The organism is Rhizobium leucaenae USDA 9039, assembly GCF_000426285.1.
Lineage (GTDB): Bacteria > Pseudomonadota > Alphaproteobacteria > Rhizobiales > Rhizobiaceae > Rhizobium > Rhizobium leucaenae.
Window position 1 is genome coordinate 25,492 of sequence record NZ_AUFB01000019.1, and the last position, 22,383, is coordinate 47,874.

The window sequence follows — 22,383 nt, forward strand, 5'->3', positions numbered from 1 at the left end:
AAGCATTGATCGGGCGCCAGGGCGCAATGGCCGACGAGCAGCCATTGGCCGCATAAGGGGGAGCGGACGTATCCCGCATGTGTCCCGATCGGGCGAAAATGTAACGAAGTGTTCGACGAGAGATGAACCGCTACGTTCGGATACAAACGGATCGCGGTCTTCCGCTTCTCAGCGGATGGTGATTTCCGCCGATAGACCGCCGCCCACGCGGTTGTGCAATGCGAGCGAGCCGCCAATCGCAAGGGCTAACTGGCCGGCGATCGCCAATCCCAATCCGGTTCCCCCGGTTCCACGGCTTCGGGATTGTTCGAGCCGGAAGAAGGGTTGCATGACGGCCTCGAGCTGATCCTCTGGAATGCCGGGACCCCTATCCAGCACCTTAATGAGGATGGCCCCGGTGCCATCCTTCTGCACCGAAATTTCCGCCGTGCCTGCGAATTTGAGCGCGTTGTCGATGAGATTTGTCAGAACCCTTCGGAGGGCATGCGGCCGCGTGACGATCGCGCCATCGATCTTGTCGGCGACCATCACAGCCTTGCCGGTATCCTGATAGTCATAGGCAAGGCTCTCGACGAAAGAGCCGATATCAATGCGGGAGGGTTTCTCGGTATTTCCGTGGGCGCTGCGGGCATAGGCTACCCCTTCGTGGACGAGGCGCTCGATTTCGGCGAGGTCCTGAACCAGCTTTTCCTTCTCCGCCGAGTCTTCCGCGATTTCGGCCCGCAGCTTCATGCGGGTAATCGGCGTCTGGAGATCATGCGAGATCGCCGCGAGAATCTGCACCCTCTCCTCGAGATAATGGGCAATGCGATCCCGCATCGCATTGAAGGCACGCGCCGCATGGGCGACCTCGCTCGGCCCTGCTTCTGTCAAACGCGGCGTCTTCTTGTTCGGATCAAGAGCGTCGGCGGCATTGGCGAGATTCGCCAGCGGCCGGATTGCCTGCCGGACGACAAGCCAGGTGCAGAGAATGAGAAGACCGAGCTGCAGGAGAAGAACGAAGGGCAGCCATACAGCCATCGGCATGATGGGTGCGGGCTTGACGTCGATCGTCAGCGGATTGCCGTCACTTAAAGTGAGGTGGGCTTGGAGGCGTTTGCCGTCACCCGGTATCGACTCGAAGCTGATGGGAAAACGCTTGCCGACGGCATCCTGTATTTTTCCCGCAATCTGCCTGCCCTGATCCGTCATATCAGGCACGCCGGGAAGGCCCGGACCGAGCACAAACCGATAGGTTCCGCGATCGAGGCGATCCAGCCAATCGGCACGCTCGGCCGCCGGCAGCCGGTCGAGAACGGCGATCGAGGTCGCCACATCGCTCTCCAGCGTGTTGAGCATGACCGTCTTCGCTGAGATGTAGCGTTCCAGGAACTGGACGCTGAAGGTAAGCCCCTGCGCCAGCATCAGTCCGGCGAGAAGGATCAGGAACAGCCTTGATCCCAAGGTGCGGGGCCAAGACAGGAATCCTCGAAACCGCGCGACGGCGCTCATCGGCGCAGCTCGGATATTTCGATCGGCATTGCGAAAACATAGCCTTCGCTGCGGACCGTCTTGATATAGGCAGGCTCGCGCGCATCGTCGCCAAGGCGTTGGCGAAGCCGGCTGACCAAAAGGTCGATGGAGCGATCGAACAGCTCGGCATCCCGCCCCTGCGTCAGGTTCAAGAGTTGATCGCGGTTGAGGACGCGTTGCGGATGATCGATGAAGACGCGGAGCAGACGATATTCCGCGCCGCTAAGCGCGATCGCCGTTCCTTCGCGATCGAGTAGATGCCGGCCGGTCGTGTCGAGCTGCCAATCGCCAAAGGACAGGAGCTGACCGACTTCTGTCACCTGAAGATTTGGCGGCAGCATGCGGGTGCGGCGCAGGACCGCCTTGATGCGAGCGAGCAGTTCGCGTGCGGCAAAGGGCTTTACCAGGTAATCGTCCGCTCCCATTTCCAGGCCGATGATACGGTCCGTTTCGTCGTTGCGCGCGGTCAGCATCAAGATCGGCGTCGACTTGTGTTTGCCGGCACGCAACTCGCGACAGAGAACCAGACCGTCATCGCCCGGCATCATCACGTCGAGTACGATGAGATCGACGGCGTTTGTTTCCAGAAACGCCCGCATATGCCGGCCGTCCGCCGCGACGGTGACACGCAGTCCATTCTTCTTAAGATAGCTCGAAACCAGCTCTCGGATTTCACGATCGTCATCAACGATCAGGATGTGGTCGATGTGATCCATCGTCGGGTGCCCTCTTTTGTCCAGGACGGTGCTACGGCAATTTTGAACGGCAGCCAGATGTCTCCTGAACACATCGTTGCCGGCAGCGGTATTCTATACCAGTGCCGGCGACCTGCTCGGACGATTAGTTCTGCGGAGGGTTAAAATCTGTCGACGTCGATGATCGCCTGGGCGAAAGCCTGCGGCGCCTCCTGCGGCAGGTCGTGGCCGATGCCGCCGTCAACAGTCCTATGCTCATACGTGCCCGTGAATTTGTTGCGGTAGGCTGCGGGTTCGGGATGTGGCGCACCGTTTGCATCGCCTTCCATAGTGATGGTGGGCGCACTAATCGCTGGAGCCTTTGCCAGTCGCATTTCCAGATCGTCATATTGCGCCTCGCCTTCCGCCAGACCCAGGCGCCAGCGATAATTGTGAATGACGATGGCGACGTGATCGGGATTGTCGAAGGATGCGGCGCTGCGGTCGAAGGTCGCATCGTCGAAGTTCCACTTTGGCGACGCGATCTGCCAGATCAGCCTGGAAAAGTCGCGCCGGTATTTGGCATAGCCTTCCTGGCCGCGTTCGGTGGCAAAATAGTACTGATACCACCATTGAAGCTCGGCCTTTGGCGGCAGCGGATTCTTGCCGGCTTCCTGGCTGCCGATCAGATAACCGCTAACGGAAACCATGGCTTTGCAGCGCTCAGGCCAGAGCGCCGCGAGAATGTTGACCGTGCGGGCACCCCAATCGAAACCGCCAAGGATCGCTTTTTCGATTTTCAGCGCATCCATCAAGGCAAGGATGTCGACGGCGACAACGGACTGCTGGCCATTGCGGGCCGTGCTGGCCGAAAGAAAGCGCGTTGTGCCGTAGCCACGCAGATAGGGAATGATCACCCGGTAGCCCTGAGCTGCAAGCAAGGGCGCAACGTCGACGAAGCTGTGGATGTCGTAGGGCCAACCATGCAGAAGAATGACCGGCGGACCATCGGCAGGGCCGGCTTCTGCGTATCCGATATTCAGCACGCCCGCGTCGATCTGCTTGAGAGGACCAAAGGATGTATTCGTACCCGGCTTGATCGCGGGCAGGGCCGTTGGCTTCGTCTGGGCCGACTGTGCTTGCGCAACGCCGAACATGCCCAGCTGCGCGGCGGCGATGGTCATGGCTGCGGTGCCAAAAAAACGGCGACGATTATGGTTGATATCTTCGGACATTAATTTCTCTCCAAATATGGCCTCGGGTCGTCATGAAGAAACTGCCTCCATGTATCTGCGATGTGTCGCGATACCTTCAGCTTTGAATAGGGATGTAGCTTTCAGGGCTCGGGACACAATTGGTTACAAACGATGTGGGTCGGGCGAGGGGCATTGGTGCATGATACGGTTAGCGATCCATTACCAAGCTCGCTTGCTGCCTAGAAACGTTCCCCGCGGGGAACTTCTTAATTTCCGAGCAAAAGTTCCCCGCGGGGAACCCGAGCGGTTGCCGCCGGTGATAGAATCACGCTACCTCGATAACCTACGCAAAATGCCGGTAATATCGGCATTCCGCGTAATTAGGTGATTATTCGTAAAACATTAACCATCCAGGCGCTTAGTAGGCTTGCCAAAACAGGAGAGTGCCGTGACACGACATCTGAGCAGCCTTGCCTTCATGCAGACATTCTCTGCGAAGCTCGACGTTGCGCTGGGCAATCTCAGCCTCGCGCAATTTCCCCCGAATGCCCGCCGGACGATGCGCAAATTCAGCTCCTCGGAAGTTGCCGCGCTGCTCAACGTTACCGAGGCCTATATCCGGCAGATTTCACTGAAAGAGCAGGGGCCGTCTCCCGAGGTCGCAAATGGCCGACGCCTCTACACGATGGAGCAGATCCTCGAGCTCAGGATGCACCTTGCGCAAAACGGCCGGAAGAAGTGGATGAACCCCCGGCGTGCCGGCGCCGAACAATGCCAGATTTTGGCGATAACCAATTTCAAGGGCGGCTCCAGCAAAACCTCGACCACCATTCATCTCGGCCACTATCTGGCCTTGAAAGGGTACCGTGTGCTTGCCGTGGACCTCGATCCGCAGGCATCGTTGACCAGCCTTCATGGAAGTCTGCCCGATTTCGATTACCGCGATGGGGACACGCTCTATTCGGCCATTCGTTTCGAAAATCCCGTTCCCACCGAGCAGGTCATTCATCAGACCCACATTGCGGGTTTCGATGTCATCTGCGCCGGTCTTGAATTGACGGAATTCGAAACCGCCGTCGCTCTGGAAATGCGCAAAGCCGGCGGCACGAGCTTCCTGCTGCGGGTTTCGCAGGCATTGGAGCAGATTGCGGATCGCTACGATATTATCCTGATGGATTCGGCGCCATCTTTGAACTTTCTCACCCTGTCGTCCCTCACGGCGGCGACGGGCGTACTGATACCCGTTCCCGCGCATATGTTGGATGTCGATTCGACCGCAAAATTCCTCGAGCTTGCCGGATCCTATATGCAGATCCTCGAGCAGGTGGGGACCTCTGCGCAATGGGACTTCGCCAAGTTCCTGATCACCAAATTCGAGCCGAACGATCATCCGCAAGCGAATATGACGGCGCTGATGCGGCAGGTGTTCGGCGAAGATCTTCTTTTGAATTCGGTGATCAAGTCGACCGCCGTCGCCGATGCTTTGACCTGGAAGCAGAGCCTTTACGAGGTGCAGCGGGCAAGATTCACTGCTCCGAAGACCTATGACCGGGCAATCGAATCGATCAATGCCGCGAATGCCGAAATCGAAGAGCTTTTTTGGAGAGCATGGGGGCGCAAATGAGCAGAAAAGATTCCAAAGGCATGTTTGCCAATGTCTTGGTCGGGCTCGCCGACGAGGTATCCACGCCGTCGCCTGCAACATCGCCGTCGCCGCATCTTCTCAAGGTCGCAGCCGGCGTTCGACAGCTTCAGGAGCGCGGCGAGCTTGCCGACAAGCTGTTGCGGAACGCGGATCATATTATCGAACTCGACGTAGATGCGGTTTTGCCCTCGCAGATCCGCGATCGGTTCGACGGCGCTTACGAAGCAGAGCGGCTCCAGGATCTCGTAGAGTCGATGCGTGAGCACGGACAGACTACGCCCGGCCTGGTTCGGCCCGTTGGCGGGGAGGGCGGCAAATTTCAGATCGTCTTCGGGAGACGCCGTCTTGCTGCCGCAAAGCTTCTCGGCGTCAAGTTCAGAGCAATCGTCCGCGATCTTTCCGACGAGCAGGCGATCGTCATCCAGGGCGAAGAGAATGCTAACCGCGATGACCTCTCCTTTATCGAGAAGTGCGTCTTCGCCCTTAGCCAGGAAGAGGCGGGGTTTAAACGCGAAGTCATCTGTGCGTCGCTGGCGACGGGAAAATCGCACGTCTCCGAAATGCTTCAGATCGCAAGAAGCTTCCCGAAAGTGGTTCTGGCGGGCATTGGCGCTGCTCCGGAGACCGGCCGCCGACGCTGGGCGCAACTGGCTGAGCGTTGGAGCGCAAATGCCGATGCTGCGGGGATCGCGGAACGTATTCTGGCGGAGCCGGGCCTGCAGCCGCTTTCCAGCGACAACAGATTTGCTGCTGTGCTGAATGCGGTTTCCCCTGTCAAGAAAGCCTCCGCCTCCGCCTCCGCCGCCGATCGCGTCCAAGAAGTTGTTTCCAAGGGATTGACCCTTGCCGTGGTCAATTACGCCAAGGCGGGAACCAGGCTTACGTTCACGAAAGCGGTGCCGGACGATTTCGTGAAGTATCTGCTGCATCGCATCGAAGGATTGCATGAGGAATATCTCGGCGAATCTCAGAAGGCGCAGAACCAAAGCAAGCGGGAAACTCGATAGGTCTGGACATAACGCGGCGAGGGTGCTTGGCTGATCAAATCTTGACGAGTTGCTCGTCATTTGAGGGGATCAAGAAGCGACATGGCACCCGAAACCGACGACCAGGAGAAAATCGATTCGACCTTCCGCAACGGATCGCTGACGGCCGTTGGCATCATTGCCGGTTTCTCGCTGAGTTTCCTCAATAGCTGGGTTTCCAATCCGAACGACTGGGGTCGCATCGATATTCTGCCGATGACGGTCCTGGTCATTGGCATTGGCCTGCAGGTGAAAGTCTTCGCCGATTTGCTCGCAAGGGATTCGCTGCTGGCAGTCAAATACGACCGCGCGCGCCGTCTTTTTCTAATTGCAGTGCTCATCGTGGCGGCCGGGATCGCAATCGCTCTTGTAAACGATATTCTCGGCCTCAGCAGTCAGAAAATGCTGGGTTAGCCCGATTTTCTGCGAATGAAAAGACCTCCTTCCGATCGGAGGTCTGCCCTGACGCTATGGCCGACGAAGAGTGATATCGCTCGTTATCACCGATTTTCCGGTTTTCGGATCGCGGTCGATCGTTCGCAGATCGAGACTGTTGCTGCCGATTTTTTGTATCGCCATGTTTGCCGCCCGGTCCCCGTTGACCTCTTTTGCCCAGTGAACGGTAAGATCGATGGTATTGCCCTGGCGCTCTCCTGATAATCCAGAGCGTCCCCCTGCCGGGCCGACATACACGCCGCTATAGCGCGCGCCATTCACCCTAAGATCGGCAGAGATCGCACGGCTTATGATGAGAAAGCTCCGGCAATTGCCGCGCATGGAAAGCGAAGGCCCGGTCGCCGTTACTGCAAACGAACATGCGACATTTATCGGTGACGTTCCGATCCGCCGGATGACAGTTCCCTTGCCGGTCCAATTTCCCTGCAAGGATTGCAGGAAATTGCTTTCGTTTGCGGCGGCTAAATTTGGCAAAAGGCCGATCGACAAAATCAGGAGGACACGAGCGTAGCACGACATGAGAGAACCCCCGAAAGACGAATTTTCCTGAACGCCTATAGGTCTGTATAGTTCCGTGCACCTTGGACGCGGATACTCATCCTCATCGACAATGGCCCGGAAAGACCGAGCGAGCAAGTTGGACCACTCTTCTGGCTTCCATCTGTGCTAAGTTGAAATTGCCTTCGGCAACCCTCAGTGACCGCTTTTTGGGCTTTCGCTAATTTAATTTTGAGCTCATCTACGGCTGTTAAGACAGCATTCTGCGGTGCCGCGAGAGGCATGGCTCCGTTCCGGTTGGGACAGCGGAACCAAACATCAGGCCGATCCAACGAAAGAAAGCCGTAGCAGAATACCGAACTAGGTCTTCCAAGTCATGGAGCGGTGGGTTCAATGGCTCATATCATCATCATCAATCCGCGTTTCGAGACCTCCTATTGGGGCATGGAACACGCGCTCCCCTTGTTTGACGTAAAGGCGAACCTGCCGGTCGCCTGCCTGCCTCTCCTGGCGGCGCTCACGCCCGCCGAACACACCGTCACGCTTGTGGACGAGAATGTCGAGCCGATCGACTACGATCTCTGCGCGCAAGCCGATATCGTCGCGCTCACGGGCATGATCGTCCAGCGGTTTCGGATGAAGGAAATCCTGACCGAGCTTAAGCGTCGCAATTGTTTTATCGTCGTCGGAGGGCCGTGGGTCACCGTCAAGGAGGACTATTTCGAGGGACTTGCCGACATCACATTCATCGGCGAGGCCGAGGAGACCTGGCCGCAATTCCTGCTCGAATGGACGGAAGGCCGTCATGGCAGGCGCTATGAGCAATCCGACAAGACGGACATGAGCAAGGTGCCGATCCCGCGTTTCGATCTTTTGAAAATGGACGAATATGCGCTCGGGAGCCTCCAGTTCTCACGAGGCTGCCCGTTCACCTGCGACTTCTGCGACATTATCGTTGTGTTCGGGCGAAAGCCGAGGATCAAGACCAGCGCACAGATCATCGCCGAGATCGAGGCGTTGCTGTCAGCCGGAATGGACACGGCATTCATCGTCGACGACAATCTCATCGGCAATAAGAAGGCGATCAAGGAGGTGCTGCGCGACGTCGTGGCCTGGCAGGAGCGCAATCACTACCCGATGACGTTCCTCACCGAAGCCTCGATCGATCTTGCCGATGATGACGAGCTGATGCAGCTCATGGTCGATGCCAATATTCGTATCGTCTTCATCGGCATCGAGACGCCGAACGAAGCGGCGCTGCGCGAGACCAAGAAGCTCCAGAATCTCAGAAAAGGCGGGACGATGCTGGAGAAGATTCACACCATCCAGCAGACTGGCATGGAAGTATGGTGCGGCATGATTTTGGGCTTCGACAGCGACGACACGACGATCTTCGACGCTCAACGTGTCTTCATCAAGGATGCGCGGATCGTCAATGCCATGATCGGCATGCTGGCCGCCATTCCCAAGACGCCGCTCTATACGCGTCTTGAGAAGGAAGGACGGCTGGATCACGAGGATCCTCCGGCCTTCGGCACCAATGTCATTCCCCTCAATCTTAGCCGGGAAACTTTGCGCGACGGCTATCTTGCCGTGCTGAGCGATCTTCACCAGCCCGCCGCCTATTTCGATAGGCTCGACGCGCTTTATCTCGATGCCCGCATTCAGCCGGAGCGCTCGCGCCTGCGCCATCTGCGCCGCCATCCCATCCGCCTGATTGCTTTAAATCTGACCTGGGCGTTTGAGGCCGCCGGTATCTTTGCGAGATTGATGCGCAGGGTCCAGGATCCAAGCCTGCGCCATATCTATCGCCAACGCCTCTGGAAACTGCTGCTACGCCGTCGTTCTCCGGTGATCCTGCAGATCTATGCCATCAAATGCGCGATGCACTATCACGCACATAAAATGGTCCAGCAGATGCGATCGGGCGGCGACATCGTCAATTCATTCTGATCGGAAACCCAAATGGGGTAGGGCGCCGATGACGGGATCGCGCCCGCCGGCGAGGCGCGCAACACTTTCGACTTTGCTGCGAATACAATCCAATCTCACCGATTCTCAATAAGAAAATTGTGCCTCTGGCGCCTTGCCGCGGTTCGGGGCATCCTGTGGTGGCCGAAAATTGTACTTTATGGCAGTTGGAGGAATATCGATGCGCTGCTTTACCGTACTTGGACCCTCACAGACCGGAAAATCGACGGTCGTTGAAAAGCTCAGCTCGCTGGAGGGGCCGCCTAGAAAATCCAGCTCCCCATACGGGCTGAACTTGACGGAATTTACCTTTGCAAACGAAACCTGGTGTGCGTTGGATGCGCCGGGACCTAATGAAGCGCTGCCGCATGTACAGCATGCGCTTCTTGCCAGCGACGCCTGCATCCTGTGCATTTCACCGGCGCCCGACGAGGCTGTGCTCGCCGCGCCCTATCTGCGCGTGATCGAAGCGTCGGGGACGCCTTGCATCCTCTTCATCAACCGCATGGACGAGCCGAGGGGACGGCTGAGGGACGTGATCGCCGCGCTTCAGGATTATGCCGATCACGCGCTTCTGCTTCGCCAGATCCCGATCCGCGAGGGGGACAGAATCGTCGGTAGTTGCGATCTGATTTCGGAGAGGGCATGGCAATACCGGGAAGGTCAGACGTCGGCACTGATCGCAATTCCCGAAAGTACCGCCGAACGCGAGCATGAAGCGCGCACCGAGCTGCTGGAGCACCTGTCCGAATTCGACGATTGGCTCCTCGAGGAATTGATCGAGGACCGGGAACCGGCGAGCGACGCGCTTTATGCGATCTCGTCGCGCGTTCTGAGGGAAAACAAGATTATCCCGGTGCTGATCGGTGCTGCAAGCCATGGAAATGGCATGATGAGGCTAATGAAGGCGTTGCGCCACGAGGCGCCCCCCGTATCGGCTCTTCGGCAGCGTCTTGCGCGTGCGGGCGCCGTCGACGAGGGAAGGCTGACAGCCGTGAGCTTCCATGCCTATCATCGTCAGAATATCGGCAAGACGGTGCTGGTGCGTGCGCTTAATGAGGGATTGCGGCAAGGCGCATCACTGGGCGGCTCCAGCCTCGGCGCCGTGCAGGATCCCGCAAACGGACGATCCAATTCAGCGGTCATACCTGCGCCCGGGGATGTCTTCGCGGCGGTCAAGTCCGACCATCTGCCCGTCCCGTCGCTTTTGACATCAGACGCGACGGTCATGCCGCCCGAGTGGACGGAGCCACCCACGCCGATGCTCGAACGGATTCTCGTTCCGGGCAGCGAACGCGATGAAAACAAGCTCTCCGAAACATTGGCGAAACTTTCCGAGACGGATCGGGGCCTGATCGTCCTACAGGAGGAAGGCACCGGCGCTCAGCTCGTGCGCGCCCAGGGACCTGTGCATCTGCGCGATCTCTGCCGAACCCTGGCCGATGTCTTTCATATCGATGTGACCGACCGGACGCCCAGCCCGATCTACCGCGAGACAATCGCGAAATCATCGGATGTTCATTACCGCCATCGCAAACAGACGGGCGGCGCCGGGCAATTCGCGGATGTGAAGCTGAACATCCATCCCAACGCCCGCGGCCAGGGTTTCACCTTCAACGAAACGGTCAAGGGCGGCGTCGTTCCGCGCAACTACATCCCCGCCGTCGAAGCGGGCGCGCGCGAAGCGATGGAGAAAGGGCCGCTCGGTTTTCAGGTCATCGATGTCGGCGTAACGCTGCAGGACGGCCAGCACCATGCTGTCGACAGTTCGGAACACGCCTTCCGGACCGCGTCGAAAATGGGCGTGCGGCAGGCGCTTTCCGAAGGAGCGACCGTCTTGATGCAGCCGATCTTCCGCTGCGAAATTCACATACCGTCGGTCTATTCCGGCAATCTCGTCCAGATCGTCTCGGCCCTCAAAGGCCAGGTCCTCGGCTTCGATCGCGATGAGACGGCGAAGGGATGGGACATTTTCCGCGCACTCGTTCCGGGCAGCGCGCTCGATGATCTGGCGCGCGCGCTACGCTCGGCGACGCAGGGCATCGGCTATTTTTCCAAGGCCTTCGATCATTTCGAAGAGCTTTATGGCAAGGAGGCGGACGCCGTCATCAAGGCGCACGAGACATTCCGAGCCGAGCACTGAGCGGCTCGTGACAGGTGAACATAGACGGAGCGGCCGTGGTGACGGCCGCTCCCCTTTTCTCATGCAGGGCTGACAAGTCTTTTGACTTTGTCGGCAGCCAAGAAAGCGGTGCGCATGGCGCGCACCACATGATCTGCGCTTACAAAGAAGCTTCGATTTTCTTGGCCGCTTCCGGCGAAACCCACTTCGTCCAAACGTCCTTGTTTTCCTTCAGGAAGTGCTTGGCGCCGTCTTCGCCGCTCGCCTGATTGTCCGTCATCCAGGCCATCAGCTTGTTGACGGTCTCGTTGCTCCAGGAGCGCTTCGAAAGGTAGTTCATGACATCCGGACCAACCTTCTCGGAGAAGGGCTTTGCAACAAGCGTGACGACATGGTCTGTGGGCCAGGCGTTCGGCTTCGGATCGGGGCAGTCCGCAACGGTATTGCAGCGCTTCCATTCCGCAGGATCGCTCGGCACGCCTGCATCGAGCTTCACCATCGCGTATTTGCCGAGAAGAGCGGTCGGGGCCCAGTAGTAGCCAACCCAGCCCTCTTTGCGCTCGTAAGCTTTGGCAATCGAGCCGTCGAGGCCGGCGGCCGAGCCGGTGTCGACGAGCGTGAAGCCTGCCTTTTGAGCATTGAAGGCTTTATAATACTGCGAGGTGACGATCGTGCCGCCCCAGCCCTGCGGGCCGTTGAAAATGGCTCCCTTCTTGGAATCTTCCGGATCGGGGAAAATTTCGGGATGCTTCAGCATGTCCGGGATTGTCTTGATATCCGGATGAGCGTCGGCGATGTATTTCGGAATCCACCAGCCCTGCACACCGCCGTCGGGTAGAGGCGAGCCAACTTGAACGATGCGCCCTTCCTCGGTTCCCTTCTTGACGACTTCGGGCAAAAGATCGATCCAGGCTTCCGGCGCGATGTCGGGCTGACCCTTTTCCGCCATGGAGGTGATCGTGGGGACGGTGTCACCCACAGTAATTTCGGCGCTGCAGCCGTAGCCTTCGTTCAGAATGATCTTGTCGAGGTTCGATAGCACCTCCGCACTTTGCCAGTTCATGCTGGCGATGGTGACGCTCCCGCATTCTGCGGCGCTTGCGATCGAAGCTCCGCCGAGCAGGCCAAACATCAGGCATGTGGACGCAAGTAGTTTTTTCATTGTCGCTCCCTCTTTTTACGGCATGTCTTGAACGAGCGGGTTTCGCCGCGTGAACCCGCTTCAACGGTCGTCAGGAGTGGTCCTCCTGCACTGACCGATCCCTGTAAAGCAACCGACGCGCAACGCCTGCCAACCTGCATTTCGCAACTGCATATGCGCTGTGATCAGCGCATATGCAGTTTAGCAGAGTTTGAAGGGCATGGCTCAAAACCGTGCTTATGTTCGCCGATCTGATTGATGCTGCTGTTGGCGGCAAATGTTCAACCAGCCCACACAAGGCATCAGGCTGCTTGAAAGCTGGGCATTCTATGCTGGCCATCATTGAAAGGGTACTGACCTTTCCCACGTCGACGAATGTGGATCACCGCTTTTGCCATCGTATATAGCGCGTCTGAATCACACATAGGAGTTTTGCGACAATCCGGTGTTATTTCAAGACATTGACAACGGGAGCAAGCAATAAGTCTTCCTCGAAGGCACGAGTCTCGATCTGGATTTCGAATGGCGCTCGAATTAGGCCCGGCGCAAGGCCGGTGTTTGGCTGACGCCGCCGAGATATGGCGGCGTCAGAAATCGCTCCAATGCGTGTTGTCGAAGTGCTGGCCCCTGCGAAGCACCTAGCTTTTCGGCTTCAGGCTTTCAGGGTCATAGATCGGCTTGTAACCGATGCCGACCACCTCGACCGGATAGGTCTCGGCAAAATATTCGATGTTCAGCCTGCGTCCTTCCTGGCAATAGCTCCACGGCAGGTAGGCGAGCGCGATGTTCTTGCCGATAGTGGGACCAAAGGCGATCGAAGTCGTATAGGAGCGGCGGCCGAGCTCATCCACCAGGACCTTGCCGGTTTCCGGATCCATGACCGGGAGGTTGCCGAGCGGATAGCGGGCGACACCCTGGCTGTCGACGTTGTCGATCATGACGAGCGTGCAGAGCACGGCCGGTTGATGGTCGCGCGCCTTGTACTCCAGATGTTTCGCCTTACCGCGGAAGTCAGCTTCCTTGACCTTCGGGCGGGCAAGGTCGCATTCGAGCAGGTTGTACTGCGTCAGGAGGTCCGCGTTCTGCAGGCGCAGGCTTTTCTCCAAGCGGCGCGAATTGGCATAGGTTTCGACGCCGAAGGCCATGATACCCGTTGCACGCAGCGCATCCCAGACGGCAAGCCCATCCTCGTAGGCCATGTGCAGTTCCCAGCCCTGCTCGCCGACATAAGAGATGCGGAAGGCAGTGACCCGCTTGCCGGCGATTTCGATGGGCTTGATCGCGGCAAAGGCGAAGTTTTCGGGATCGAGTCCCGCCGGATCGGCAACGACCTTCTTCAGCGTGGCGCGGGCGTTCGGACCCCAGATGCCGATGGTGACGAACTTTTCGGAGACGTCCGTGACGGTGACGTTAAAGCCCTTATCCTCGGCAATACGCTTGATGTAGTGGAAATCGCGCGGGCCGGCGTCGGCTCCGTCGATAACGCGGCAGCGATCGGCCATGCGGATGACCGTCAAGTCGGCACGCACCATGCCCTCGTCGTCGAGGAAGTGGGTATAGATGCCCTTGCCGATATTGGCGTCGCCGCCGATCTTTGCGGCGCAGACCCATTCCATGAGTTCGACATGGTCAGGCCCTTCGACATCGAACATGTAGAAGTGGCTGAGGTTGACGATACCGCAGTCCTCGCTCATCGCCAGATGCTCGGCATTGGAGACGCGCCAGAAGTGGCGATTGTCCCATTCGTTTTCGCGAACCGGAACCCGGTCGCCGTATTTCTCCAGCAGATGTTCGTTGGCGGCGTAGCCGTGAGCACGCTCCCACCCGCCGAGTTCCATGAAATAGCCGCCAAGCTCCTTTTCGCGCTCGTAGAAAGGCGAGCGCTTGACGTTGCGGCTCGAGGCATAGGGTTCGCGCGTATGGACCGCCGGGAAATAGATCTTCTGCGCGGCTTCGTAGCAGCGACTTTCGATAAATTTCTCTTCGAGCTGGTGCGGGTAGAAGCGCGAATAGTCGATGCTGGCGTGGTCGATCTCGGTGCGGCCATCGGTCATCCAGTCGGCGATCAACTTGCCGTATCCGGGACCGTCCTTGACCCAAATGGCGACGCAGTACCAGAGGCCACGCACCTTCTGGCTCTCGCCACAGGAGGGACCGCCGGCGGCGGACACTTGCAGGAGACCGTTGAAAGAGTGGCCTTCATTATAGCCGAGTTCGCCGAGAATTGGCGTCAGTTCCATGGCGCGTTCGAGCGGCTCGAGAATCTGCTCCATGTCCAGGTCGCGCTGCGACGGCGAGAGGCGTGCCTCGTGCTTTTCAAGCAATTCGCGCGGATGGCACATACGCGGATTGTCCTTCTCGTAGTAGCCCCACTCGATCTGTCCGCCTTCCGTGGTCTTCGGGTCGCCGGTGTCGCGCATATAGGCGGAGTTGCCCTGGTCGCGCAGCAGCGGATAGCCGATGTCCTTGCCAGTGCCTTCGAATTCGTTGTAGGGGCCGAAAAAGGTGAGGGGGTGGTCGACAGGCATGACCGGCAGATCTTCGCCAACCATTTCGGCGATCAAGCGGCCCCAGAGTCCGGCGCAGACAACGACGTGGTCGGCCATGATGGTGCCGCGATGGGTTACGACGCCCTTGATGCGGCCGCCTTCGACGATCAGTGACTTGGCCGGCGTGTTGCCGAACATTTTGAGCTTGCCGGATTTCTCCGCGGCGTCGACCAACTTGCCGGCGACCGTTTGCGAGCGTGGAACGACGAGGCCGGCATCCGGATCAAACATGCCGCCCATGACCTGATCTTCCTCGATCAGCGGGAACATCTGCTTGATCTCGGAGGGCGTCACGAGATGGGCGCGGGTGCCGAAAGACTTGGCCGATGTCACCTTGCGCTTGATCTCTTCCATCCAGGTATCGTCGCCGGTACGAGCGACTTCGAGACCGCCGATGCGGGCATAGTGGCCCATCTTTTCGAAGAAATCGATGGAGTACTGGGTCGTCCATACCGAGAGGTAGTCATGGCTGGTGGTGTAGCAAAAATCCGAGGCATGCGCCGTAGACCCGATGTCAGTGGGGATGCCCGATTTATCGATGCCGACAATGTCGTCCCAACCGCGTTCGATCAGGTGATGCGCGATCGACGCACCAACGATACCTCCGAGGCCGACGATGACGACCCTCGCTGTTTCGGGAAACGCTGACATTTTTACCCCTCTTCGTTTCTAATGAGGTTGAAATTCACTCTATGAGACCGGGTCTAGCAATGTTTTCGATGGACCATGCGACAGACTCCGACAGCAGATGTTCCATGCGTGCCATCCGAAGCTACGAGTCAGCCAGTCCCACTTCTGACATTTACCTCATGGCCAGGTCGTCCGCTGAGCGCAATATCCCATTCTTCGGTCAGAGGCACTAGAACTCTGAAGGCGACAAGCGCGCCGCTGTGCAAAAGGCGCCTTGCCTATCGCCCAAATCCATGTTCTTTCCACGATAGCCAAGTCTCTGGAAAATCGTTGCGTAGCCTTTCTATTCCGTTACCACCCCGACCCCGAGAAGCGAAATGAGCGTTGAAGCCGCGCCCGGCGCAGACGGACAGCCGCTTTTGTTTGATGCGGCCGCTTTCGCCTCGCCACAGCAGGGATTCGAGCGGTTGTGCGAGCTGATCGTCGACATTTGTGACGCAACGCTGCTTGGCGAAGCGGAGAATTTCCGGTTCGTGGCCACGACGCTGCATCTCGGCAGCGCGTTGCTGCTGGAAAGCCGATCGAGCGCCTTGCGCTATAATAGGACGCCCGAGCATATCGCTCGCGGTCTCGATCATTTTCAGCTCGTCATATATCTCGGCGGCGGCGCTGAGTTCATCGTCGGCGAGCGCACCTTCCTGCAGCGGGCGGGCGATGTCTCGCTGATCAATATGAGCAAACCCCATCTGACGCGCGAAATCCCGGGCGACGACGGTGTCGTTCAGGTCTTGAGCTTCATGCTTCCTCGCCCTTTGCTGGCGCCCCTGTTCGCTGCAATCGAAAACATTCCGGCGATTGTCTGCAAGGCGCGAGACGGCATTTGGCATGCTGATCGGCGAGCATATGCTGGCCCTGCGGCGTTGCGCGACGCAACTTACGCAGATGGAGCGCCAAGCGGCGGCACAATCCCTGACGCAGCTCGCAGCCGGCGGCATGGAGTGGCACGCCGACAGCGCAGACGTCCTGCCACGCCTATCTCAGGAGGCGCTGCGGACCAGGATCAAACGGCATATCGAGGAGAATCTCGGCGCAGATTCGCTCGACGTCGCCAATCTCTGCCGTCGCTTCGCGCTGTCGCGTGCGAGCCTCTATCGTCTATTTGCGCCGCAGAGCCCCGCAAGCTACATTCAGCAGCGCCGGCTTCACCGCGCCTTCGCCATCCTGGTTTCTCCGGCATTCCGCCCCTGGCGGATCATCGATGTCGCCATCGAATGCCAGTTCAGCTCGGACGCAACCTTCATCCGCGCCTTTCGTCGCGAGTTTGGCATCACGCCGGGGGAAGCGCGCGAGCGTTCATTGCGGAGCGCCAATGCACCTCCCGACGATCACCCGGCCGAGCCGCGCCCCGACGCGGAATCGGCCCGCTGGGTGGCCCAGCTTACCGGCGCCATGCCGCAACTTTCGGTGCTTCGTACCGAACGCCGGCGGTAGCCGCTCGCCTCAAGATATGAGACGGTGTGCAAGGCGCGATGGAATATACGGCAAAGCCGCCTTTTCCCGCTTCCGCTAGCGTCCGCGCTTTCTAACGCAAGGAGAAGGAGATAGGCGTGAATAGGATCGGCATGGCTGTGTTCGGACCGCTAAGTGCAATATTCCTGTTGAGTGCGGCCTGTGCTTTCGCGCAGGACCATGTCGGTATCGTCTATCGCTGCGACGACGGCACAACGTTGACTGCAAGCTTCATGAATTCGACCAAAGAGGCCCTGATCACGACTGGTGGAAACAGCTTCCGCTTGCCGCAGGCGATGTCCGGTTCAGGTGCCCGCTACACGGATGGCAACGTGCTCTTCTGGATCAAAGGCAAAGACGCGCAGTTGGAACTAGCCGGCAGATCGACGAACTGCCATACGCAATAATTCAAAAAATCGAACGAAAAAGGCGCCCCTCCCGGCGCCTTTGGAATGAGTTTTCCGGCAAGCGCGATCAGTTGGCGGTGGCCATGCCGGCTTGCACCTCGACGATCGCTTGACTGACCAGGCTAAGCGCGTTGACGCGATGACCTCCCTTATTGGTCGCTCCCTTCTGCAGCGATGATTTCGCAGCAAGCAGCGAATTGAGCGCCGACTGCATAAAAGGCTGATTGGAGCCCCATTGGGCTTCGGCGTGGCTCGGCTGCAGGACGATCATGGCACTCGTAGCAACCGCCATTCCAACGCAAAATGCGACCGCCGAGCGGCGCGACAGTAATGATAAAAATTTCATCAACGACTCCATTAAATCTAAATTTCGTGGCGAGAGATCAATCACTTACGTTGCGCAAAATACGTAGCTGCGAATGGGAGGCAATCACCGGAAAGCACATTTGTGAGGCCGGAAACAAAATTGATACGTTCAGAAAACTTCGCTGAGACACCCGGCAAATACTGGATGCGAAACGGGCCGGCATAGCCGGCCCATCCACAATCAATCCTGCTCGATCGGCACCGGCACAGCAGCCGGCGAACCCTGCCGTCCCAGGCGGTCGGCGACGAGCATCGACAGCATCATCTCGACAAGACCATTGGTGGCACCCTTTTCGCCACCGGCACCGCCGACCTGGATCTGCGGCACGAGCGGCAGCCTGCCGTTCTCGATCGCCTCGGCAAAGCGCATGAGCACCTGCGAGTTGAGCTGATAGTCCGGCCCGCCGAAGGCGGCGACCTTCTTCTCGGTGGCTTCGGCTTCCGCCAGGCCGACGGCGCGCACCTTCTCGGCATCCGCAAAACCGGTCGCCTTGATACGTTCGGCATCGGCAAGTGCGATAGCCTTGATCCGGTCGGCCTCGCCGAGGCCTGCGAGGCGCACTTTCTCGGCCTCTGCCTTGGCGGTGACCTGAATGGTTTCCGCCTGCTGGCGGGTGCGGGCGAGTTGCGCCTTACCCTCGTTCTCGCTGATCTCGATGGTCAGCGCGGATGTGGTGATCTTGGCCTGCTGTTCGGCGAGCGCTTCCTTCTCGCGCAATGTGCGCTCCTGGATCGCGGCAGCCTCCTGCAATTTATAGGTCTCGACCTTTTCGACGGCGATCTGGCGCTCGCGTAGCTGGATCAGGATCTGCTCTATGCTGTTCTGGCCATTATTGGCGCGCGGCGTGCCGATCAGCACTTCCTGCAGTTCGAGGCTGTAGGAGGCAAATTTCTCGCGCATTTCCTCGCCGGACTTGCGCTGGATGTCACTACGCTCCTGCAGGAGCTGGATCAGCGTCTTGGTCTGGGCGATGTTCTTGAAATAGGCCGAGACCATCGGATCGAGCGTCTGTTCGACCAACCGCTTGATATCCCCAAAACGCTGCACGACGAGCGGCGCCTTCATGTAGTCGATATGCACGACGACCGAGAGCGGCAGCATCGGCTCGAAGGCGTCCTTGGTGATCAGCGACACTTCGGAAAGATTCTCGTCCAGCTTATGTTCGCCGAACTGTTCCTTGGTCCATTTGAGCACGAAGTTGGTGGTCGGAACGATGACGATATTGCCGGCATAGGTGTTGAACGCATATTTGCCGGGCAGAAGAGGCGTCGACCAGACACCGCGTGCGCCCGTCTCGACCAGCTCGCCATGGCGATAGGACTTGCCGGAAATATCCGCGCCGCGCCGGCCGGTATAGGAGACAACGACACCCACCGTGCCAACGTCGATGATCGTCTTTTCCACCAGTTCGACGGTCGCGAAGATGCGGTTAAGGAAATAACTGCCGTCGGCCAGCACCTGCAACTGCCGGCCGCGATAACCGCCGGCGTTGAGAAACTTCTCCGGATCCTGGAAATTGTTGTGGAAGTTCGGATCCTTCGGGTCGTTGGCAACGGTCGGCGCGATGATCTCACCATCCGGAAGTGCGGGACCGTCATGGATGGTGATAATGCCGATCATGTCCTCGGCGTCGTGGATGACGACGGGCTCGAAGCCATTCCGTTCCGTGATCAGCTTCGACATGTCCGCAAACAGTTTTTGTTCCGACGAGCTCAGGTTGACGGCATAGGTCGATTGTGCGGTCAGCACGATGAACTGCGCGAGATTGATGGCATAGGTGCCTTCACGCAGGATCTTGCGTTGCGGACCCTTCTGGCCGCCCTTTGTGAGAAAGCCGCGCACGTCCTGGAAGTCATCCGCTTCGATATTCGAGGCAAGCGTCTGGGTCGGCGGCAACGGCTTGCCGTCACGGGCGAAGACATAGCCGATCTGACCCTGCGGAATGGTCACGAGATCGGCGCGGTGCATCGAATACTGGAACGGCATGAAGAAGTGCAGGCCGCCGCGCACGACTTCCGGCTGGAAGCCGGCCTCGCGGTTGAGCGCGATGAAGCCATTCTCGACGGAGCCGCGAAAACTCCACAGCTTTTCGAGAATGCCGAGCCTGTCGTTGGGGATATAGCGGATCACGCCGCTCAACCGAAACAGGATTGCCAGCACGATGACCGGGACGGCGATTTCGATTGCCATCCATTCCATCGGACTGAGATAGGGTAAGGTTTCCATCTTTTCTCTCCTATGGGCGCACGGGTTCGTCCACCCGACCGGCCGCCCGGTTGGTATTGGTTGATAGACGGGGGAATTGCGCAATTATACGCTCGACGCACTGAGGGCGTATCGAACGCTTGGGCTGCTCATTGTCTGGGAAAATGACCGTGCGTCCCCGAGTCCCCACAGGGGACGGCCTGGTCGTGAGTGCTCTCACATCGGAGTTGCCTTGATAGACATAACGATAGAGGACGTGGGGATTGCGCCTACAGGTTTAAAGACGCCCAAAGCGGAAATCGGATAAGTACTTCCAACGATGTCGCGATTTCGAGCATTCAATTCTACTGAATTAGGCCGTTTCCGCTCGATTGTTTCGGCAGCGCTTCACGTCCATATGCTTTCCGGCGTCAGAATATCGAACGGAACGATACGCTGCTCGATGGAGGGGGTATCTCTCAATTCCAGCCGTCGAAGCATGACATCGATCAGCTCCTGCGCCATTCTATCGGAAGGATGGCATAGCGATGCAGTAATGAGCCCTTCACTCAATCCTTTTCTCGTTTCCGGGCCAACGTCGCGTGAAACTATTTTGATCTTACTCTGTCTTTCCGAAGACAACTCGCGCACGGCCCGAAGAACACCGGAGATGCCGCCGCCCTTGACGAAAAGGCCGCAAAGTTCGCTTTCTGCAGCGAGGAGATTGTGGACGATCTGATATGCGAGGTCAGGCTCTTCGAACGTTAGCAGTGGTTCGCTGACATGCAACTGCGGAGCATGCTCGCGCATGTAGGAACGAAAGCTTGCGTCCGCTATGTCCTGACATTGATAGCGATTGCTTCCGATCAACGGAAATACTTTCCCTGGCATATTTGCGGCCTGGTTTATGAACCAGGCTGCTGTGCGCCCTACTTTCCAATTGTCGGTCCCCACGAAGCCGGCGCGGCTCGCCGCAGAAATGTCGGTCACGAAGGCCACCGCAGGAACCCCCTTGCTCCGCAACTCGTCTATCGCTTGGCTGATCTGCGGTGATCATTGCGACGGCATCGGCAGTCTCTCCCATCTTCAACAGATTGGCGGAAACAGCCAAACTGGTAAATAGCGGCGCGATGTAGGCCTGCCCCTTCGATCGATGAAGCCCATTCTTTTCCAGCCATTCGGTTGTAAACTCCATCACCCCGAAGAAGGTCGACATCATGGCGCTGGCCGCGGCAAGGAGGTCGTATTCTTTTCGGGATTCGCATTGAATGGCGGCGCCAAGCGCATCGAACAGGGCCGCTATTTCCCTATCGGCAGGGTAGATGGCGGTCACGCCCTGGCGATCTGCGACGAATGGCAACGGGATCGCCTGCACCAGGTCGACATCGGCACCGATCCAGTCGAGCAAGCTTTGGCGCTCCAGCGTGGCGACAACACTGACAATGCTTTGCCCATCTCTGAAACGAAGCTCACGGATGACGCTCTCGGCAATCTGCGGGCGTATGGCGAGGACGACGATGTCGCTGTGATCGACGACCGTCTGATTCTCGGACGCCACAGCTACGCTGTCGAACTTGGCGGCAAGCCTTGCTGCGGTCTCTGCATTGCGAGGCGAGAGATGGATCTCGGATACATATGCCGGCTTGGCCAGGAGGCCATGCACCATGGCTTCCGTGATCGCTCCGGTTCCGACAAAGCCGATTGCTTTCATGTTCGCCATCTACTCCGCGGCTCGCGCGGGTCCGAGCGGGACGTCGGTCGTGTAGTTCTCGCGCATGAAGTTGATGAAGTTGTCCTGGAATTGCCGGGTATGGGCATGGGCAAGCTCATCGGCCAGATCGACGTTCTTATCCCGGATTGCCTCCAGCATCAGGCTATGCTCGTCCGTGAGGAGATACCCCTCATGGGTGCGTTCCAGATATTCGAAATGCAGGTGCAACATGCGCTGACCCTGGGACAGGAGCTTGTCATAGAAGGAGGCCAGATACTGGTTCTTGCCAGCATAGGCGATTGCCATATGGAACTCCTTGTTCGCCTCCGACATCGCCAGGTGATTTCCGGTTTTCACCGCGGTCGCAAACGCCTTTTCCCGTTTGGCAATGAGCTTGAGGTCGGTATCGGTTCGCAGTGCCGCCGCCAGCCGCGTGTTCATCCTCTGGGCAATGTCGAGTGCTTCCACATATTTCGGAAAGGTCGCCACCTCGATGGGCGCAACGATTGTGCTGCGATTGGAAAGCGTCACGACCAGCTCTTCGGCGCCCAAGCGGATCAAGGCTTCGCGTACCGGCGATCGCGACATGTCGAAGCGCTCGGCCAAGCTCATTTCGTCGAGGAGCTGACCCGGCGGCAAGGTCAGAGCGAGGATCTCGTTTCGCAGCGTGTCGTAGACGCTTTTCCAGCCGGTTCCCCGGATGCGTTTCACTTCAGTCTCGTCAGACACTTAAGTCCCTTTCATTCGCAGATACTGCATTGGGCCAGAAAAGCAGAGTGTCGGCAA

General features: G+C 58.4%; 18 protein-coding genes and 1 pseudogene. 7 read left to right on the plus strand and 12 right to left on the minus strand.

The features are described from left to right. Positions 1-168 precede the first annotated feature (168 nt). From K290_RS0123930 to K290_RS0123940, 3 genes are all read right to left on the minus strand, one after another. On the minus strand, positions 169-1,491 hold the full coding sequence (locus tag K290_RS0123930; RefSeq protein ID WP_028754199.1) for a sensor histidine kinase: 1,323 nt from the start codon (positions 1,489-1,491) through the stop codon (positions 169-171). Beyond that, positions 1,488-2,228: a response regulator gene (locus tag K290_RS0123935; RefSeq protein ID WP_028754200.1), complete on the minus strand. Its 741-nt coding sequence runs from the start codon at positions 2,226-2,228 to the stop codon at positions 1,488-1,490. Before K290_RS0123935 ends, K290_RS0123930 begins: the two co-directional genes overlap by 4 nt. 140 nt (positions 2,229-2,368) lie before the next feature. Next, positions 2,369-3,421 carry an alpha/beta fold hydrolase gene (locus K290_RS0123940; protein ID WP_028754201.1) on the minus strand — a complete coding sequence of 351 codons (1,053 nt, stop codon included), beginning with the start codon at positions 3,419-3,421 and terminating at the stop codon, positions 2,369-2,371. 409 nt (positions 3,422-3,830) lie between these two features. Between K290_RS0123940 and repA the strand changes: the two genes are divergently transcribed. The 3 genes from repA to K290_RS0123955 all read left to right on the plus strand — a co-directional run bounded on the left by repA (position 3,831) and on the right by K290_RS0123955 (position 6,466). Further along, positions 3,831-5,006: a plasmid partitioning protein RepA gene (gene repA, locus K290_RS0123945; RefSeq protein WP_028754202.1), complete on the plus strand. Its 1,176-nt coding sequence runs from the start codon at positions 3,831-3,833 to the stop codon at positions 5,004-5,006. Then, entirely contained in the window at positions 5,003-6,034 is a 1,032-nt protein-coding gene (gene repB / locus K290_RS34845) for a plasmid partitioning protein RepB (RefSeq protein ID WP_037136126.1), read from the plus strand. The genes repA and repB overlap by 4 nt, the downstream gene beginning before the upstream one ends. 81 nt (positions 6,035-6,115) lie before the next feature. Continuing rightward, positions 6,116-6,466 (plus strand): hypothetical protein, encoded by a 351-nt coding sequence (locus K290_RS0123955; RefSeq protein WP_028754203.1) that lies wholly within the window; start codon positions 6,116-6,118, stop codon positions 6,464-6,466. A gap of 54 nt (positions 6,467-6,520) precedes the next feature. Here K290_RS0123955 and K290_RS0123960 read toward each other — a convergent pair whose 3' ends face one another. Continuing rightward, positions 6,521-7,027, minus strand: a complete 507-nt coding sequence (locus tag K290_RS0123960) for a hypothetical protein (protein WP_028754204.1) — start codon at positions 7,025-7,027, stop codon at positions 6,521-6,523. Positions 7,028-7,399: 372 nt separating this feature from the next. On the opposite strand from K290_RS0123960, the gene K290_RS0123965 reads away from it, so the two are divergent. Both K290_RS0123965 and K290_RS0123970 read left to right on the plus strand, forming a co-directional pair. After that, positions 7,400-8,959, plus strand: a complete 1,560-nt coding sequence (locus K290_RS0123965) for a B12-binding domain-containing radical SAM protein (protein WP_028754205.1) — start codon at positions 7,400-7,402, stop codon at positions 8,957-8,959. Between the two features lie 199 nt (positions 8,960-9,158). Beyond that, positions 9,159-11,120, plus strand: a complete 1,962-nt coding sequence (locus K290_RS0123970) for an elongation factor G (RefSeq protein WP_028754206.1) — start codon at positions 9,159-9,161, stop codon at positions 11,118-11,120. Positions 11,121-11,259: 139 nt separating this feature from the next. On the opposite strand, the gene K290_RS0123975 is transcribed toward K290_RS0123970, so the two are convergent. The 3 genes from K290_RS0123975 to K290_RS0123985 all read right to left on the minus strand — a co-directional run bounded on the left by K290_RS0123975 (position 11,260) and on the right by K290_RS0123985 (position 16,306). Continuing rightward, a complete protein-coding gene (locus K290_RS0123975) occupies positions 11,260-12,261 on the minus strand; it encodes an ABC transporter substrate-binding protein (RefSeq protein WP_028754207.1) in 1,002 nt (333 codons plus the stop codon). Between the two features lie 617 nt (positions 12,262-12,878). Continuing rightward, positions 12,879-15,440: a GcvT family protein gene (locus K290_RS0123980; protein ID WP_028754208.1), complete on the minus strand. Its 2,562-nt coding sequence runs from the start codon at positions 15,438-15,440 to the stop codon at positions 12,879-12,881. A 257-nt stretch (positions 15,441-15,697) separates the two neighbouring features. After that, positions 15,698-16,306, minus strand: a complete 609-nt coding sequence (locus K290_RS0123985) for a hypothetical protein (protein ID WP_028754209.1) — start codon at positions 16,304-16,306, stop codon at positions 15,698-15,700. Between K290_RS0123985 and K290_RS0123990 the strand changes: the two genes are divergently transcribed. Both K290_RS0123990 and K290_RS34850 read left to right on the plus strand, forming a co-directional pair. Beyond that, positions 16,305-16,910, plus strand: coding sequence for a helix-turn-helix transcriptional regulator (locus K290_RS0123990; RefSeq protein ID WP_028754210.1), 606 nt, complete (start codon positions 16,305-16,307; stop codon positions 16,908-16,910). The genes K290_RS0123985 and K290_RS0123990 overlap by 2 nt on opposite strands. 116 nt (positions 16,911-17,026) lie before the next feature. Next, a complete protein-coding gene (locus tag K290_RS34850) occupies positions 17,027-17,335 on the plus strand; it encodes an MliC family protein (RefSeq protein WP_183932646.1) in 309 nt (102 codons plus the stop codon). A 67-nt stretch (positions 17,336-17,402) separates the two neighbouring features. Here K290_RS34850 and K290_RS0124000 read toward each other — a convergent pair whose 3' ends face one another. From K290_RS0124000 to K290_RS0124020, 5 genes and pseudogenes are all read right to left on the minus strand, one after another. Then, positions 17,403-17,681, minus strand: a complete 279-nt coding sequence (locus tag K290_RS0124000) for a hypothetical protein (RefSeq protein WP_202595639.1) — start codon at positions 17,679-17,681, stop codon at positions 17,403-17,405. 201 nt (positions 17,682-17,882) lie between these two features. Further along, on the minus strand, positions 17,883-19,928 hold the full coding sequence (locus K290_RS0124005) for an SPFH domain-containing protein (protein ID WP_028754212.1): 2,046 nt from the start codon (positions 19,926-19,928) through the stop codon (positions 17,883-17,885). Positions 19,929-20,294: 366 nt separating this feature from the next. Then, positions 20,295-20,885 carry a substrate-binding domain-containing protein gene (locus K290_RS38460; protein ID WP_342427030.1) on the minus strand — a complete coding sequence of 197 codons (591 nt, stop codon included), beginning with the start codon at positions 20,883-20,885 and terminating at the stop codon, positions 20,295-20,297. A 94-nt stretch (positions 20,886-20,979) separates the two neighbouring features. Next, positions 20,980-21,606: pseudogene (locus tag K290_RS38040) on the minus strand (pyrroline-5-carboxylate reductase); the annotation flags it as partial. Further along, positions 21,607-22,326, minus strand: a complete 720-nt coding sequence (locus K290_RS0124020) for a GntR family transcriptional regulator (protein ID WP_028754213.1) — start codon at positions 22,324-22,326, stop codon at positions 21,607-21,609. Positions 22,327-22,383: the final 57 nt, after the last annotated feature.